Genomic DNA, 16,287 nt, shown 5'->3' on the forward strand with positions numbered 1-16,287 from the left:
GGGAGTAGACTCGCTCCATGACCGCCTGGGACCCCGACCTGCTGGCCGCGCCGCCCCTGCTGGACGGAGAGGACCGGCTGCCGCCGGAGCACAAGCTCTTCGCCCTGCGCACCCTGCCTCTGGGCGAGATCAGGGCCATCGGCTTCGACATGGACCACACCCTGGCCCGCTACCGGGCGCCGGAGATCGACGAGCTGGCCTTCAAGAAGGCGGTGCGCCTGCTGGCGCGGGACCGCGGCTACTCGCCGTGGCTCCTGGAGATGGGCTACGACCCGGCCTTCGCCGTACGCGGCCTGCTGCTGGACGGGCTGCGGGGCAACGTGCTCAAGCTCAACCGTGAGCGCCAGGTGGTCCGCGCCTGCCACGGCACCCGGATCCTGCCCCGGCCGGAGCTGGATGCCGTCTACGGCCGGCGCCGGCTATCCACCTCCGCCAAGGGCTTCCGCAACCTCGACACCTTGTTCGAGATCCCCGAGGGCTACCTCTACGCCCGGATGGTGGACGGCTTCGACCAGGGCACCCTCAAGGCCGAGAACTACCTCCAGATCTTCCATGACGTGCGCTGGGCCATCGACACCGCCCACCGGAACGGGGAGATGAAGGGGGAGATCCTGGAACACCGCGACTTCTTCATCCCGAGGGATCCCCAACTCGCCTTGGCCCTGGATCGGCTCAAGCGCGAGGGGAAGAAGCTCTTCCTCCTGACCAACAGCGAGTGGAGCTTCACCGCGGGCGTCCTGGGCCATCTGCTGGACGGCCAGGACGAAGCCCGGCCCCGCTGGACCGACTACTTCGACCTGATCGTGGTGAGCAGCCGGAAGCCGGATTTCTTCCTGGGCACGCCGCTCCCCGCGGCCATCGAAGGGCAGCCCCGCTGCTTCACCGGTGGCCATGCCGCCTGGCTGGAGGCCCAGCTGGGGGCCGAGGGCGAGCAGATCCTCTACGTGGGCGACCACATCTACGGCGACGTGCTCCGGTCCAAGAAGAACGCCTCCTGGCGGACCCTGCTGCTGGTGCCGGAGCTGGAGCACGAGATCAAGCTGCTGGAGGCGAAGAACCACGACATGCGGGACATGCTCCGCCTGGAGACCATCCGCCGCCGCACGCTCCGCCGGGCCTCCGTGCTCATGGACCAGTGGAAGCGCAACCGGGTGCGGCGGCACGTGCTGGGCCCCCGCCTCAGCGCCGAGGCCACCGTCGCCCTGGACCATGAAGCCGCCCACCTGGCCAGCAGCGCAGAGGCGCTCCAGCGGCGGGCCGAGATCCACAGCCTCGAGCTGGACACCCTCACGAAGTCCGTGGAAGCGGCCTTCAATCCCACCTGGGGGCCCATGTTCCGGGACCGGGACGAGCCGACCCGCTTCGCGGACCAGCTCCAGCAGTTCGCCTGCGCCTACACCGGCCGCGTGGCCAACCTCTACATGTACGACCCCCACATGACGGTGTACGCCCCGGTGCCCACCCTGCCCCACGAGCGGCTGGGCTGACCCGGAGGACCGCTCACCGCGTGGCGCGGCTCCGGGCCCTGGCCTGGGCGATCACGTGCTTGATGGCGCCCACGGTCTGGTCCTGATCGGCCTCGCTGAGGCCCGGCCACAGGGGCAGGCTCATGAGGCGCTCGCCGCTCCACTCGGTGTGCGGCAGGCCGTCCTGGGGCAGGTGCTGGGGGTGCGCGGCGTAGAAATCCCGGTACCAGGGGTGGATGTGGGCCGGACGGTAGTGGATGCCCGTGCCGATGTTCTCCTCCTTGAGGGCCGCCACGAAGGCATCGCGGTCCAGGCCGATCTTCTCGGGGTGGATGCGGAGCACGAAGAGGTGGAAGCAGTGGCCGTGATCGGCGTCGCCGGGCCAGGGGAGCATCACCTCCTCGATGTCCTTCATCAGCTCCAGGTAGCGGTGGAACAGCACGCCGCGCCGCTCGTTGAAGCCATCCAGCTTGTCGATCTGGTGCAGGCCCATGGCCGCCTGGAGGTCCATGAAGTTGGCTTTGCGGGCGGGCTCGTACACCTCCGTGTGGGGGCTGCCCTCCTTGGCGAAGCGCTTCCATGCGTCCCGGTCGATGCCGTGGAAACGCAGGCGCTTGATGCGGCTCTCGTACTCGTCGTTGAAGAAGGCGATGGCGCCGCCCTCGCCCGTGGTCATGTTCTTGTTGGGGTGGAAGCTGTAGACGCTCATGATCGATCGCGGATCGCCGCCGATCTTGGTGCCCCTGTAGTGGGCGCCCATGGCCTGGGCGGCATCCTCGATGACCCAGAGGCCGTGCTTCTCGGCGATAGCCCAGATGGCGTCCATGGGGCACGGCAGGCCCGTGAGGTGCACAGGGATGATGCCCTTCGTGCGGGGCGTGATGGCGGCCTCGAGTTTCGCGGGATCGAGGTTCAGCGTCACCGGGTCGATGTCCACCAGCACCGGCACGCCACCCTGCAGCACCACGGTGCTGAGCGTGCTCACCCAGGTCAGCGAAGTAGTGATCACCTCGTCGCCCGGCTGCAGGTTCAGCACCTGCATGGTGATCTCCTGCGCCGTGGTGGCGCTGTTCATGGCCAGGCAGTGGGGCACGCCGTTGTAGGCCTTCAGCTTCTCCTCGAAGGCCGCCGACTTGGGCCCCGTGGTGATCCATCCGCTGTGGATCGTGTCGATCATCTCCGCGATCTCCTCGTCGCCGACCATGGGGCGGGTGAAGGGGAGGAAGTGCAGGCGGCGGACGTAGGACATGGATGCTCCGTACACGAGCGATCATTTTCACACATCGCGGAGGGAAGCTCCGCGATCGACCACAGACCGCCAGTCCACCAGGTCCTAGGCGATCGGAATCGTGATCGTCAGGGTGCTGCCCTTGCCGAGGCCCTCGCTGTGGAGGTGGATGGTGCCGCTCATCATGCCCATGAGGTGCTTGCAGATGACGAGGCCGAGCCCCGTGCCGCCGTACTCGCGGGCGTGGCCGCCCTCGGCCTGGGCGAACTTCTGGAAGAGGCGCGCCTGGCCTTCGGGACTCACGCCGATGCCCGTGTCCACCACCATGAGGGCGATGACACCCGGGCGCCGCTCCACCTGGATGGCGACGCTGCCTTCCTTCGTGAACTTCAGGGCGTTCGAGAGCAGGTTGAGGAGCACCTGCTTCAGGCGGCTCGGATCCACCATCACCTCGGGCAGGCTGGTGGCGTCGGGCCAGGCCAGCTCCACCCCGGGCTTGCGGGGGTAGGCCTCCGCGATGGGCTTCACCTCATCCAGCAGCCGGTCGAGGCCGAAGGGCTCGGGATGGACCTCCAGGCGCCCCGATTCGATCTTGGCGAGGTCGAGGATGTCGTTCAGCAGGGCCAGGAGGTGCTGCCCGGAGCTGTAGCTGTCCTGGAGCATGGACCGCATCTCCTCGGCGTCATCGTAGAGGCCGTCCATGACCAGGCGCGTGAAGCCCAGGATGCCCGTGAGCGGTGTGCGGAGCTCGTGGCTGGTGAGGGCCAGGAACTCGCTCTTGAGCTGGTCGGCCTCACGCAGGGCGTCGTTCACGCGCTCCAGCTCCAGGGTCTGGCTCTGCAGCGCGTCCCGCTGCTCGGACAGGTCCCGGAACAGCCAGGCGTTGTAGAGGGAGATGGCCGTCTGCCGCTGGAGGATGGAGATGGAATCCAGTTCCTCATCCTCCACGCGACGGTCCGCCGGCACCGCCAGGATCACGAAGCCCATGAGGAGGAGCTGGTGCTCGAAGGGGACGAAGTAGAGGAGGGCGCCATCGGGCCCCCGGAGCGGCGCCAGGGTGGCCCCGCCACAGGGCTTGTCCAGCCACTGGCTCTGGAACAGCACGAGGGGCATCTCGGGAAAGGGGTTCGGGGCGGGGAGCCGCATCTCCGACCATTCGGTGCGGGTGAGCCCGGCGGCCTCCTTGGGCAGGTAGCTGGAGCCCCCGTCCTCCAGCGTCCACACCACGGCGCGGGGGCAGCGGAATTCCTGCACCAGCACATCGAGGACCACGCTGACCACCTGCCCTCCCTTGGAGGTGGCGGCCAGGATCTCGGACACGTGCTGGAGGACCTGCATCTGGTGCGACCGGCGGTTCAGCTTGGCGCGCAGCTCCCGCACCTCGTGCATGGCGACGGTGAACTGCCGCTGGGCCTGCATCAGCTCCGCCAGCAGCTCCGCGCCCTGAGGCCGCGGGGCCTGGCTCGCGGGGGCATGCTTGGGTCCGGAACCCGCGGCCGAGCCGAGGGGCGTGGACTTGGCCCCCGAATCCGTCCTGGTGGGGGGCGGGGTCGGCTTGGGGCCGGAAGGCGGGGATGAGGAGGGCATCGGACTCCAGGATGGCCTCATGGGGCGACACTGCCAAGATGGAGGCATGGCCCCTCGTGCCCAGACCTTCCCTCTGCAACGGATCATCTTCCTGTCCGTGTCCGTGGTCCTGTGCCTCCAGGTGGGCTGGTGGATCCGCCTGCAGATCCGGGATTCCGGCCGGCTGCTGGAGGTGCGCACCCAGGGCCTGCAGGCCGCGCGGGCCCAGGCCTGGCAGATGGACACCCAGAAGATGCTCGACGTGCTCCACGCCCAGCGCGATCCCGCCTCCCCGGGCGGCGCGGTGGTGGGGCAGCTCCCGGTCATGCCCAGCCTGGCCGAGCGCCGGCAGGCCATCCAGGCGGCCTACCCCCAGGTGGAGCTGGTCCCGCGCCCCATGGCCCAGGACGATCCCCTTCTCTTGGACGGGACCGCCTACCTCACGGTGCGCCCCGGCCCCATCCGGGAGCTGAAGGACCAGCGCTGGCACGCCGTCTTCCGGGCGAGCACCGAGGGCGCCTTCATGGTGTTCGCGGTGCTGTTCGGCTTCGTCCTCCTCTACCGGAAGCTCGCGGAGGAACTGGATCTCAAGCTGCGCCAGCGGAACTTCACCTCCGCCGTCACCCACGAGCTGAAGACGCCCATCGCCTCCCTGCGGGTGTGGACGGAGACCCTCTTCACCCGCGAGCTGGGCTCGGACCAGCGCCAGCGGATCCGCGGGCTCATGGAAAAGGACCTCGAGCGGCTGAACGAGCTGGTGGGCAACCTGCTGGACGTGGCGCGGGCCGAATCGGGAAGCCTGGTCCTCCACATGGGCCCTCTGGAGCTGGGGCCCTGGTTGCGGTCGGTCTGCGAGGGGATGGATCATCGACTGGGCCCCGGCGCCCTCGGCCTGACGCTGGAATGCACCCCCGAGACCCTGTGGGTGGAGGCGGACCCCAAGGCGCTGGGCACCGTGGTGGAAAACCTGCTGTCCAACGCCTACAAGTACTCGGCCGAGCCCCGGAAGACCACCGTCACCCTCGACGGCGACGGCGAGGACGCCCTCATCGTGGTGAGCGACCAGGGCCACGGCATCGCCGCCAAGGACCTTCCCCGGGTCTTCCACCGGTTCTTCCGGGTGGGTGATGAGATGACCCGGCAGGTGGCGGGCACGGGGCTCGGCCTCTTCCTGGTGAAGGAGATCGTGACCCGCCACGGGGGCGAGGTCCGCGTCGCCAGCCGCGGGCCCGGCTTCGGCTCGGCTTTCACCATCCGCCTGCCCCGCAGGACCCTCCCGGAGGCCCCATGAACCCAGCCCCCGCCCCCCCCGAGGCGGTCCTGGTCCAAGCTGCCGCCGGAGGGGATCCCGAGGCCTTCGAGACCCTCGTCCGCCCGCACCTGGGCATGCTTTTCCGGGTCATCGACCGCATCCTGGGCAACGAGGCCGAGAGCCAGGACGCCCTGCAGGACGCCCTCCTCACCATCCTCCGGGAGCTGCCGGGCTTCCAGGGCGCCAGCAAGTTCAGCACCTGGGCCTACCGCATCTGCGTGAACCAGGCCCTCATGGCCCGGCGGAAGCGGATCCGGCGCCGGGAGGATGCCATTGAGGATCTGATGCCACGTTTCGCCGACGACGGGCATCACAAGGACGTGGACCTGCTCCTCGAATGGAGCGAGGACGCGGAGGCATTGATGAAGGTCGAGCGGGATGAGCTGAAGGCCAGGGTCCGGATGGGCCTGGACCGGCTGTCCGACGACCAGCGCGCCGTCTTCGTCCTGCGGGACCTGGAGGGCTGGGACACCGACGAGATCAGCCGGCACCTGGGCATCACGCGCGAGCTGGTGCGCCAGCGGGTCCACCGGGCCCGCTTGGCCCTGCGGGCCCTGCTGCCGGAATTCGCCCCCCGTCTGGCGGAGGACCGATGACGCTGCTCATGCCCACCTGCGCGGAAGTCGTCGGCCTGCTCACGGACTACGAAGAGGGGGCCCTGGGGCCCTTCGATTGGCTGGGCGTCAAACTGCACTTGAGTCTCTGCCCACCCTGCCGGGCCTTCCTGGACAGCTTCGAGCGCACCCCGGGCCTGCTCCGGCGCCTCTGGCCCGAGCCCCCCGTCCCCTCCGCCGAGCGCGCCCTGGATGGCGCCCTGGCCGCCCTGCGGCAGGGCCGGGTGCCCCGCGGCCCCGTGCATCACCCGGAGGAAGTGGCCTGGCAGGCGCTGGAGCCCGGCGGCGACCCCCTCACGGCGCTGCTGCTGAAGGTGCACCTGGGGCATTGCGACAGCTGCCGAAGCCAGCACCCCGCCAGCGAAGCCATCCCCGCCGCGGGCCCTTTCGGCCGGGATGTTCTCGGCCTCCTCCGGCCCCACCTCCCCGCCGAGGATCGCTGGCGCTGGACCCGGCGGGGCCTCGGCGGCGCCCAGGTGGCCCGGCTTCTGCAGGATCCCGCCACCGGCGCCACGCTGAACCTGGCGCGCATGCCCGGCGGCATGAGCATGCCCCGCCACAGCCATGGGGGAGCCGAGCTGTCCCTGGTCCTGTCCGGCGCCATGCAGGACGGCCCCGCCCACCTCCGCCCCGGGGACTGGCTGGCCTGCGGGCCAGGCCAGCAGCACGGCCCAAGCACGGAGCCGGGCCTTGAATGCTGGGCCCTCCTCCGCATCGAAGGCGGCATCCGCTTCACCGGCTGGCGGCGTGTCCTGGGGACCGTGGGCTGAGGGATGCGGGGTCATGGTCCAATGGGCTCATGACCGGACCTGCTGATCGGACGAAGGGCGCAGCCCTGGTGGCCCTGGCGGCGCTGTTGTGGAGCTCCAGCGGGCTCTTCATCAAGGTGCTGCCCCTGGGCGCCCTCCAGATCGCGTTCGCCCGGAGCCTGGTGGCGGCCCTCACCATCGCCCTGGTGGTGAAGCTCCGGGGCGGGCGGCCCTTTCCCCGGCCGGACGCCCTGGCCCTCGCCTGCGCCCTCTCGTACGCCGGGGTGCTGGTCTGCTTCGTGGCCGCCACCAAGCTCACCACCGCGGCGAACGCGATCTTCCTCCAGTTCTCGGCCCCCATCTACCTCGTCTTCCTCGAGCCGTTCCTCGCCGGCCGCCGGGTGGCGGGCCGTGACCTCACGGCGGTGATGATCTGCGTCGGAGCCATGGCGCTCTTCTTCGTGGGGCGCCTGGGCGCGGGCACCCTCTCCGGCAACCTCATCGGCATGGCCGCGGGCCTCTGCCTGGCCCTCTTCTCCCTCACCCTCAAGCTGCAGCGGGAGCGCCGGCCGGAGGCGGATCCCATCAGCTCCATCATCCTCGGGAACCTGCTGGTGGCGGCCCTCTGCGCCCCGGCAGCCCTGCGGGATTTCCATCCCTCTCCAGTCCACGCGGGCATCCTGCTCTACCTGGGCGTGTTCCAGATCGGCGTGGCCTACCTCTTCTTCAACGCGGGCATGAAGCACCTCAGCGCCACCGCCGCCGTGGTGACCGGCACCCTGGAGGCCGTCCTCAACCCCATCTGGGTGTTCCTGGGCATCGGGGAACGCCCTTCCGGCTGGGCCCTGCTGGGGGGCGCGATGATCCTCGGCACCATCGCCTGGTACAGCCTTCCGCCAAGGCGCCGGCCGGCCCGGGCCTGATCCGGGACCCCTCTCCGGATGGAGGAAGCCGGGGGGTGGCACAAAGATGACTTAAGGGTTATCTTCTGGCCCAGGTCTCCCCGGCGGAGGTTCTTTCCATGCGCGGTCCATCTGAAGCCTTCCCCCTGGACGAGGCATCCCTCCTCGCGGCCCTGGAGGGCGCGCCCGCGCCGGACGGACCACGCATCCGCGACCTCCTCGCCAAGGCCCGGGAGCTGAAGGGCCTCGACGAGACCGACCTCCCGCCCCTCATGGCCCTGGAGGACCCGGAGCTGCTGCAGGAGCTCTTCGCCACGGCCCGTTGGGTGAAGGAGCAGATCTACGGCACCCGCATCGTGCTGTTCGCCCCGCTCTACGTCTCGAACCTCTGCGGGAACGAGTGCCTGTACTGCGCCTTCCGCGCCTCGAACCGCACCCTGCCCCGGCGGGCCCTCGGCCCGGCGGAGATCGCCGCCGAGGCGGCCCAGCTGCTCGCCCGGGGGCACAAGCGGGTGCTCCTGGTGGCCGGCGAGGCCTATCCAGAAGACGGGCTCGACTACATCCTGAAGGCCATCCGCACCGTGTACGCCACCCGCCACGGGGGCGACCGCATCCGCCGGGTGAACGTCAACATCGCGCCTCTGGACCTGGGGGGTTTCCGCCGCCTGAAGGATGAGGGCATCGGGACCTACCAGCTGTTCCAGGAGACCTACCACCGCGGCACCTATGCCCGGATGCACCCCCGCGGCCTGAAGGCCGACTACGACTGGCGCCTGGGCTGCATGGACCGGGCCATGCAGGCGGGCATCGACGACGTGGGTCTCGGCGCCCTCTTCGGGCTCCATGACTGGCGCTTCGAGGTGCTGGCGCTGCTGCGCCATGCCCGGCACCTGGAGGACCGCTTCGGCTGCGGCCCGCACACCCTCAGCGTGCCGCGCCTCGAGCCCGCCGAGGGCTCGGCCACCAGCGCGGCCCCGCCCCAGGCCGTCAGCGACGCGGCATTCCGCAAGCTCATCGCCATCCTGCGCCTGGCCCTGCCTTATACGGGCCTCATCCTCAGCACCCGGGAGCGGCCCGAGATCCGGCGCGAGGCATTGGAGCTGGGCGTCAGCCAGATCAGCGCCGGCAGCCGCACCAACCCCGGCGGCTACGAGGAGGACGCTCCCGGGACCGGAGCCCAGTTCTCCCTCGGCGACCACCGGAGCCTCGACGAGGTGGTACGCGAGCTGGCCGGAAGCGGGTTCCTCCCGAGCTTCTGCACCGCCTGCTACCGCCTGGGCCGCACGGGCGCGGATTTCATGGACCTCGCCAAGCCCGGGCAGATCAAGGCCCACTGCCTGCCCAACGCCCTGGCCACCCTGCAGGAGTACGCGGAGGACCACGCCAGCCCGGCCACCCGGAAGGCGGCGGAGCGATTGCTGGCCGCGACCCTCGGGGGCCTGGAGGGCCTGCCCCGGCGGAGGGCCGAGGGCCTGGTGGAGCTCGTCCGGAAGGGGGAACGCGATGTGTTCTGCTGAGCTGCCGCCCGCCCCCCGCGGGCTCCGCCTGCACATCGGGCTCTTCGGCCGGCGCAACGTCGGCAAGTCCTCGCTGCTGAACGCCCTCACCCGCCAGCAGGTGGCCCTCGTCTCGCCGCAGGCCGGCACCACCACGGACCCCGTGGAGAAGCCCATGGAGCTGCTCCCGCTGGGGCCCGTGCTCTTCGTGGACACCGCCGGACTGGACGACGAGGGCGACCTGGGCGCCGCGCGCACCGCCCGCTCCCGCAACGTGCTGGACCGCGTGGACCTCGGCATCCTGGTGGCCGAGCAGGGCGCCTGGGGCTCCTTCGAGCGCGGCCTGCTGGCCGAGCTGCGGGCTCGCGACATCCCCGTGGTGGTGGCCCTGAACAAGGCCGATCTCGTGCCGGGCGGCGCCCTTCCCGGCCTGGACGGGGCGACGGCCGTGGCGGTCTCGGCGCTGACCGGCGAGGGTCTGGAGGCGCTGAGGTCCGCCCTCCTCGCGGCGGCGCCTGACGATCCCCCGGCCAGCCAGCGCCTGATCGCGGACCTGGTGCCCCCTGGCGAGGTGGCGGTGCTCGTCATGCCCATCGATGCCTCGGCCCCCAAGGGGCGGCTGATCCTGCCCCAGGTCATGGCCATCCGCGACCTCCTGGACGGATCGGGCCTCGCGCTGGTGGTCCAGGCCCGGGAGCTGCCGGCGGCGCTTGCCTGCCTGCGCCGCCCGCCGGCCCTGGTGGTCACCGACTCCCAGGCCTTCCGCGCCGTGGCGGAGGCCGTGCCGGAGGCCATCCTCATGACCTCCTTCAGCATCCTCCTGAGCCGGCTCCAGGGGGACCTCCCGGCCCAGGCCCGGGGCGCCCTGGTGCTGGATGCGCTGCGCCCGGGCGACCGGGTGCTGGTGGCCGAGGGGTGCACCCACCACCCCACCGGGGAGGACATCGGCCGCGTGAAGCTGCCCCGGTGGCTGGCGCAGAAGGCTGGCGGCCCGCTGCGCTTCGACACGGTCCAGGGCCGGGACTTCCCCGGCGACCTGTCGCCCTACCGTCTCGTCGTGCACTGCGGGAACTGCATGGGCAACCGGGGGGAGATGCGCTCCCGGATCCGCCGCTGCGAGGCCGCGGGCGTCCCCATCACCAACTACGGCCTGGCCATCGCGCACAGTCTCGGCATCCTCGAGCGCGCCCTGCGCCCCTTCCCCGGAGTCCTGGAGCCGGCCCATGCCCTGCAGCCCTGAATTCCGCCTCGACCATGCGGGCCTCATGGCCTGGCTCCGGGAGGAGGATCCCGAGGCGCTGGACCGCCTGTGGGCCGAGGCGGACCGGGTCCGGCGCGAGCACGTCGGCGACGCGGTGCACCTCCGCGGCCTCATCGAGGTGTCCAGCCACTGCGTCCGGAGCTGCCTCTACTGTGGACTCCGGGCCCCGGAGGAGGACCTGGACCGCTACCGGCTGGAGGCCGGGGAGATCCTCGCCTGCGCCCGCGAGGCCGCAACTCTGGGCTATGGCACCGTGGTGCTCCAGGGCGGCGAGGATCCCGGCCTCACCCAGACCTTCATCGCGGAGGTCATCCGGTCCATCAAGCGCCAGACGCGCCTGGCGGTCACCCTGTCCCTCGGCGAGCGCGACGACGAGGACTTGCTCGCCTGGCGGGAGGCCGGCGCCGACCGCTACCTGCTCCGCTTCGAAACGGCGGACCGTGCGCTCTACCGGCGGGTCCATCCCAGCCTGCCGGGCCGCCTCAGCGACCGCCTCGGCCAGCTCCACCGGCTGCGGGCCATGGGCTACGAGACCGGCTCCGGTGTGATGGTCGGCCTTCCGGGGCAGACCTGGGACACACTGGCCACCGATCTCCTCCGGTTCCGGGAGCTGGACCTGGACATGATCGGCGTGGGCCCCTTCCTGCCCAGCCCCCGCACACCCCTCGGCGGCCCCGGCGCCCTGGCCTTCCTCGCGCCCCCGGCGGTGCAGGTGCCGAACGACGGGCCGACCACGCTCAAGGCCGTGGCCCTGAGCCGCCTGCTCTGCCCCGACGCGAACATCCCCGGCACCACCGCCCTGGCCACGCTGGACCGCGCCCGGGGGCGGGAGTTGGCGCTCCTGCGCGGCGCCAACGTGGTGATGCCCAACGTGACGCCCCCGGTCTTCCGCGCGCGCTACGAGATCTATCCCGGCAAGGCCTGCGTGGGCGAGACGGCGGAGGCCTGCCAGGACTGCCTCGCGGAGCGCATCCAGGCCCTCGGACGCGCCATCGCCAAGGGACCCGGAGGGCGCCTTAGCACAGTTCGTCAAGAAAGGACGTTATCCGCATCCCATCGTTGACACGAAGGTTGTCAATGACCAGACTCCCTGCAGCCGGCGCTGCCGCCTTCAGGATCCCAAGCCTGATCCGCCCGCGCCTTTGACATCCGCCCCGGTCTCGCGGCCGGGGGTAGGAGATTCCATGCCGCAGCCCGTGCATGACTTCTATCAGGCCATGGCCGACCGTGTCGGCCGGACCCTCGCCGCCCGGGACGCCGAGCACCAGATCGTGGTGCAGGTCGGGTCCGCCACCTGCGAGCACGCGGCCGGCTCCCAGGCCGTGGCCGACGAGCTGGTCCGCCACATCCGGGCCTCGGGCCGGAAGGACATCCTCCTGCACCGCACCGGCTGCACGGGCCGGTGCTCCCGCGAGCCCATCCTCGGCGTCCGTCTCCCCGGCCGGCTTCCGGTGAAGTACGAGCGGGTGAACCGCGACCTGGTCCATCGCATCTTCACCGAGCACATCCAGGGCGGCATCCCCGTGGCCCAGCATGTGCTCGACCACGAGGCGGGCCCCCTGCCGGAGCGCGAGCTGCTGTTCTGCGAGGGCTCCCGCTGCCACGGCTCCGGCCCCGGCCTGCGGGAGCGCTTCGCGGCCATGCTCGCGGCGCGGGGCGTCTCCCGCGGGTCCGTCCGGATCGGCGCGGCGAGCTGTTTCGGCGCCTGCGGCCTGGCCTCCGGCGGCCCGGCCACCTATGTGCTGGCGCGCCCCGAGAAGGTGCTCTACCGGGTGACCGGGGAGGAGGACCTCACGGCCATCCTCGACGGCCACTTGATCGGCGGACAGGTCGTCGAGCGCCTGCGGGCCCAGGAGGAGCCCATCGCCCTGGCCTTCATGGAGCGCTACGGCGACGTGGCCTTCTTCAACCGCCAGAGCCGCGTCGCGCTCCGCAACGCCGGCGTGGTGGACCCGGAGAGCCTCGACGAGTACGTGGACATGGACGGCTTCAAGGCCCTGGCCGACGTGCTCGAGCGGCGCGACCCCGACTGGGTGATCGGCGAGCTGGCCAAGGCCCGCCTCCGGGGCCGGGGCGGCGGCGGCTACTCCACCGCGGCCAAGTGGACCCTGGCCCGGAGGCAGGCCGATGCCACCCGCTTCATCATCTGCAACGGCGACGAGGGCGATCCCGGGGCCTTCATGGACCGCTCCATGCTCGAGAGCGATCCCTTCAACATCGTCGAAGGCATGATCATCGGCGGCTTCGCCATCGGGGCCCAGAAGGGCTTCTTCTACATCCGCGCCGAGTACCCGCTGGCCATCCGGCGCATCCAGCAGGCCCTCGACACCTGCCGCGCCCACGGCCTCCTCGGCCGGAACATCATGGATTCCGGGTGGGACTTCGACCTGGAGATCCGGCTCGGCGCCGGCGCCTTCGTCTGCGGCGAGGAGACCGCCCTCATCCGCTCCATCGAGGGCGAGCGCGGGCAGCCCCGGGTCCGCCCGCCCTATCCCACGGACCGCGGGCTCTGGGGCCACCCCACCGTCATCAACAACGTGGAGACCTTCGCCAACATCTCCGCCATCCTCCGCTACAGCGGCGACTGGTACGCCCGCCTCGGGACGGAGAAGAGCGGCGGGACCAAGGTCTTCGCCCTGGCCGGGAAGGTGCGCCACACGGGCCTCGTGGAAGTGCCCCTGGGGACGCCCCTCGCGCGGGTGGTGAACGACATCGGCGGCGGCGTGACCGGCGGAAGGCAGCTCAAGGCCATCCAGACCGGCGGCCCGGCCGGCGGGTTCATCCCGGCTTCCATGCAGAACATGGAAGTGGACTTCGAGCCCCTGCAGAAGGCCGGCTCCATCATGGGTTCCGGCGGGATGATCGTCCTGAGCGAGGACGACTGCATGGTCGACATCGCCAAGTTCTACATCGCATTCAGCCAGGACGAGAGCTGCGGCAAGTGCACACCCTGCCGCGAGGGCACCACGCGCCTCCTGGAGATCCTGGAGCGCATCACCCAGGGCAAGGGGGAGCTCTCCGACCTGGACAAGCTCGAGCGCCTGGCCCGCCTGTGCCAGCGCACGAGCCTCTGCGGCCTGGGCCGCGCGGCGCCGAACCCCGTGCTGTCCAGCCTCAAGCACTTCCGCGGGGAGTTCCTGGCCCACATCGTGGACAGGCACTGCCCGGCGAAGAAGTGCGTGGCCCTGATCCACTACGAGATCAACCCGGAGAAGTGCGTCGGGTGCACGATCTGCGCCCGGAACTGCCCCGTGGCGTGCATCGCCGGCGCCCGGAAGGAAGCCCACGTCATCGACCAGGCCGCCTGCGTGAAGTGCGGAAACTGCTTCGACGTCTGCAAGTTCGCCGCGGTCGACCGGGTGTAGGAGCGCGCCATGTCCGAGATGATCAACCTCACGATTGACGGCGAAACCATCCTGGTCCCCGCCGGCACCACGGTCATGGACGCGGCGGAGCGGCTCGGCATCCACATCCCGCGGCTGTGCTACCACCCGAACCTCAGCCTCGAAGGCAGCTGCCGCGTCTGCGTGGTGCAGGTGGAGGGATTCGACCACTGCCTGGCCTCCTGCGCCACCACGGCCTGGGAGGGCATGGAGGTTCAGACCAACAGCCCGGTCATCCGGCAGGCCCGGCGCGACATCGTGGAGCTGCTGCTGGACAACCACCCCAGGGACTGCCAGACCTGCGACCGCGACGGCGTCTGCGAGCTGCAGAACCTGGCCTACCGGCTGGGCGTGCGGGAGCGCCACTTCGAGGGCCGGCGCAAGCAGTTTCCCGTCGACGACAGCGGCGCCTCGGTGGTGCGGAATGCCGAGAAGTGCATCCTCTGCGGCCGCTGCATCCGGGTCTGCGATGAGATCCAGGGCGTGGCCAACCTCAGCCAGCACGGCCGCGGCTTCACCACGGTGGTGGGTCCCGCGAACCTGGCCCCCATGGACGAGAGCGCCTGCATCCAGTGCGGCCAGTGCGTGAGCGTCTGCCCCACCGCCGCCTTCCTGGAGCAGGACCACACTGAGCGGGTCTGGGAGGCCCTGGGCCATCCCCGCACGGAGAAGCACGTGGTGGCCACCACCGCGCCGGCCATCCGCGCGGCCCTGGGTGAGGCCTTCGGACTTCCGGTCGGAACCCCGGTCACGGGGAAGATGGTGACGGCCCTCCGCCGCATGGGCTTCGATGCGGTCTTCGACGTCAACTTCAGCGCGGATCTCACCGTCATGGAGGAGGCCCACGAGCTGCTGAAGCGGATGGAGGGCGGCGGCCCCCTGCCCCTGCTCACCTCCTGCAGCCCGGGCTGGGTCAGCTTCCTGGAGAAGTTCTACCCCGAGATGATTCCCCACATGTCGAGCTGCAAGAGCCCGATGCAGATGCAGTCCACCCTCATCAAGAGCTACTACGCCCAACAGAAGGGGCTCGACCCCAAGGACATCTACGTGGTCTCGGTCATGCCCTGCGTGGCCAAGAAGTTCGAGGCGGCCCGGCCCGAGCACACCCTCGACGGCCGCCCCACCACCGATGCCGTCGTCACCACCCGCGAGCTGGCCCAGATGATCAAGTCCTACGGCATCGACTTCACCCGGCTTCCCGACGGCGAGTTCGACCATCCCCTGGGCACCTCGTCCGGGGCCGCCGACATCTTCGGGGCCACCGGCGGCGTCATGGAGGCGGCCCTGCGCACCGCGGCCTACAAGCTCACCGGCCGGAACCTCGGGAATCTCGAGCTGACCGAGGTGCGCGGCGCCGCCGGCGAGATCCGCGAGACCTCGGTGACCCTGGCCGGGAGGACGCTCAACGTGGCCGTGGCCAACGGCCTCCAGAACGCCAAGGTCCTTCTGGACGCGGTGAAGCGGGGCGAGAAGCAGTACCACCTCATCGAGATCATGGCCTGTCCCGGGGGTTGCATCTGCGGCGGCGGCCAGCCCTATCCTCCGATCGGCAGCTACACCATGAACCGGGACCTGGCGAAGGGCCGCGCCCGCGCCCTCTACGGCATCGACTCGGGCAAGACCCTCCGCTGCAGTCACGACAATCCCGACGTGCAGAAGCTCTACGAGGCGTTCCTGGGCGAGCCCCTCAGCCCCACCGCGCACGCCCTGCTCCACACGCACTACACCGCCCGCACCCCTAGGGGGATCCGATGACCGCCTGCCCGCACTGCCCCACCGACAACTGGCCCGAGCTGGAGCGGGGCTACCGCGCCATGCTCCCGGAGGACGTCCTCGCCTTCATCGACGCCCACCGGGGCGAACCGCACAGCGAGAGCCTGCTCATCGCCACGCTCCACATGGTCCAGGACCACCTCGGCCACCTGGGCCCCGGCCACCTCGAGGCCGTGGCCCAGCTCATGCAGATCCCCTTGGCCAAGGTCACGGGCGTGGCCACCTTCTACCACTATTTCCGACTCCAGCCCCGGGGGAGGTACCTCATCAATGTCTGCCTCGGCACCGCCTGCTACGTGAAGGGCGCGGAGAAGGTGGCGCAGAAGCTCATGGACGAACTGGGCATCCACTTCGGCGAGACCAGCAAGGACGGCATCTTCAGCCTGGAGAGCACCCGCTGCGTGGGCACCTGCGGCCTGGCGCCGGTGGTGATGATCGGCGAGGAGGTCCACGGTCCACTCACCCCCGGCCAGGTCCCCGCCCTGCTGGAGAGCTACCTCGCCCGCGCCGCCGAGGAGATGGCGAAGGTCTGAAGGG

13 protein-coding genes are annotated in these 16,287 nt (G+C 70.6%); 11 read left to right on the forward strand and 2 right to left on the reverse strand.

Translation table 11 applies throughout. From position 1 onward, the window contains the following. The first annotated feature begins 17 nt into the window (after nt 1-17). Entirely contained in the window at nt 18-1,487 is a 1,470-nt protein-coding gene (locus MLE42_RS07130) for an HAD-IG family 5'-nucleotidase (protein ID WP_243287191.1), read from the forward strand. A gap of 13 nt (nt 1,488-1,500) precedes the next feature. On the opposite strand, the gene MLE42_RS07135 is transcribed toward MLE42_RS07130, so the two are convergent. Continuing rightward, on the reverse strand, nt 1,501-2,715 hold the full coding sequence (locus MLE42_RS07135; protein WP_243287192.1) for a DegT/DnrJ/EryC1/StrS family aminotransferase: 1,215 nt from the start codon (nt 2,713-2,715) through the stop codon (nt 1,501-1,503). 84 nt (nt 2,716-2,799) lie between these two features. Beyond that, nucleotides 2,800-4,281 (reverse strand): sensor histidine kinase, encoded by a 1,482-nt coding sequence (locus MLE42_RS07140; protein WP_243287193.1) that lies wholly within the window; start codon nt 4,279-4,281, stop codon nt 2,800-2,802. A 46-nt stretch (nt 4,282-4,327) separates the two neighbouring features. Here MLE42_RS07140 and MLE42_RS07145 point away from each other — a divergent pair, with 46 nt between their 5' ends. The 10 genes from MLE42_RS07145 (at nt 4,328) to nuoE (ending at nt 16,283) form a co-directional block, all read left to right on the forward strand. After that, nucleotides 4,328-5,551 (forward strand): sensor histidine kinase, encoded by a 1,224-nt coding sequence (locus tag MLE42_RS07145; protein ID WP_243287194.1) that lies wholly within the window; start codon nt 4,328-4,330, stop codon nt 5,549-5,551. After that, complete coding sequence (locus tag MLE42_RS07150) at nt 5,548-6,168, forward strand: RNA polymerase sigma factor (protein WP_243287195.1); 621 nt, start codon at nt 5,548-5,550, stop codon at nt 6,166-6,168. The genes MLE42_RS07145 and MLE42_RS07150 overlap by 4 nt, the downstream gene beginning before the upstream one ends. After that, a complete protein-coding gene (locus MLE42_RS07155; protein ID WP_243287196.1) occupies nt 6,165-6,956 on the forward strand; it encodes a cupin domain-containing protein in 792 nt (263 codons plus the stop codon). Before MLE42_RS07150 ends, MLE42_RS07155 begins: the two co-directional genes overlap by 4 nt. A 29-nt stretch (nt 6,957-6,985) precedes the next feature. Continuing rightward, nucleotides 6,986-7,858, forward strand: a complete 873-nt coding sequence (locus MLE42_RS07160; protein ID WP_243287197.1) for a DMT family transporter — start codon at nt 6,986-6,988, stop codon at nt 7,856-7,858. A gap of 98 nt (nt 7,859-7,956) precedes the next feature. Next, a complete protein-coding gene (gene hydG / locus MLE42_RS07165; RefSeq protein WP_243287198.1) occupies nt 7,957-9,354 on the forward strand; it encodes a [FeFe] hydrogenase H-cluster radical SAM maturase HydG in 1,398 nt (465 codons plus the stop codon). A gap of 1 nt (nt 9,355) precedes the next feature. Beyond that, nucleotides 9,356-10,573, forward strand: coding sequence for a [FeFe] hydrogenase H-cluster maturation GTPase HydF (gene hydF / locus MLE42_RS07170; protein ID WP_420843086.1), 1,218 nt, complete (start codon nt 9,356-9,358; stop codon nt 10,571-10,573). After that, a complete protein-coding gene (gene hydE / locus MLE42_RS07175; protein WP_243287200.1) occupies nt 10,557-11,657 on the forward strand; it encodes a [FeFe] hydrogenase H-cluster radical SAM maturase HydE in 1,101 nt (366 codons plus the stop codon). The genes hydF and hydE overlap by 17 nt, the downstream gene beginning before the upstream one ends. A gap of 121 nt (nt 11,658-11,778) precedes the next feature. Then, nucleotides 11,779-13,959, forward strand: coding sequence for an NADH-ubiquinone oxidoreductase-F iron-sulfur binding region domain-containing protein (locus MLE42_RS07180; protein ID WP_243287201.1), 2,181 nt, complete (start codon nt 11,779-11,781; stop codon nt 13,957-13,959). Between the two features lie 9 nt (nt 13,960-13,968). Next, complete coding sequence (locus MLE42_RS07185; protein ID WP_243287202.1) at nt 13,969-15,732, forward strand: NADH-dependent [FeFe] hydrogenase, group A6; 1,764 nt, start codon at nt 13,969-13,971, stop codon at nt 15,730-15,732. Then, the gene (gene nuoE / locus MLE42_RS07190; protein ID WP_243287203.1) at nt 15,729-16,283 is read left to right on the forward strand and encodes an NADH-quinone oxidoreductase subunit NuoE; all 555 of its coding nucleotides are present in this window, start codon (nt 15,729-15,731) and stop codon (nt 16,281-16,283) included. Before MLE42_RS07185 ends, nuoE begins: the two co-directional genes overlap by 4 nt. Nucleotides 16,284-16,287: the final 4 nt, after the last annotated feature.

The sequence above is a fragment of the Geothrix terrae genome (genome assembly GCF_022808775.1).
Lineage (GTDB): Bacteria > Acidobacteriota > Holophagae > Holophagales > Holophagaceae > Geothrix > Geothrix terrae.

Bases quoted from the DNA above. Each gene is read 5' to 3' on its own strand.
- MLE42_RS07155 (WP_243287196.1), top strand. From the start codon at position 6,165: ATGACGCTGCTCATGCCCACCTGCGCGGAAGTCGTCGGCCTGCTCACG.
- MLE42_RS07130 (WP_243287191.1), top strand. From the start codon at position 18: ATGACCGCCTGGGACCCCGACCTGCTGGCCGCGCCGCCCCTGCTGGAC.
- MLE42_RS07145 (WP_243287194.1), top strand. From the start codon at position 4,328: ATGGCCCCTCGTGCCCAGACCTTCCCTCTGCAACGGATCATCTTCCTG.
- MLE42_RS07140 (WP_243287193.1), bottom strand. From the start codon at position 4,281: ATGCCCTCCTCATCCCCGCCTTCCGGCCCCAAGCCGACCCCGCCCCCC.
- MLE42_RS07180 (WP_243287201.1), top strand. From the start codon at position 11,779: ATGCCGCAGCCCGTGCATGACTTCTATCAGGCCATGGCCGACCGTGTC.
- MLE42_RS07185 (WP_243287202.1), top strand. From the start codon at position 13,969: ATGTCCGAGATGATCAACCTCACGATTGACGGCGAAACCATCCTGGTC.
- hydE (WP_243287200.1), top strand. From the start codon at position 10,557: ATGCCCTGCAGCCCTGAATTCCGCCTCGACCATGCGGGCCTCATGGCC.
- hydG (WP_243287198.1), top strand. From the start codon at position 7,957: ATGCGCGGTCCATCTGAAGCCTTCCCCCTGGACGAGGCATCCCTCCTC.
- nuoE (WP_243287203.1), top strand. From the start codon at position 15,729: ATGACCGCCTGCCCGCACTGCCCCACCGACAACTGGCCCGAGCTGGAG.
- MLE42_RS07150 (WP_243287195.1), top strand. From the start codon at position 5,548: ATGAACCCAGCCCCCGCCCCCCCCGAGGCGGTCCTGGTCCAAGCTGCC.
- MLE42_RS07135 (WP_243287192.1), bottom strand. From the start codon at position 2,715: ATGTCCTACGTCCGCCGCCTGCACTTCCTCCCCTTCACCCGCCCCATG.
- MLE42_RS07160 (WP_243287197.1), top strand. From the start codon at position 6,986: ATGACCGGACCTGCTGATCGGACGAAGGGCGCAGCCCTGGTGGCCCTG.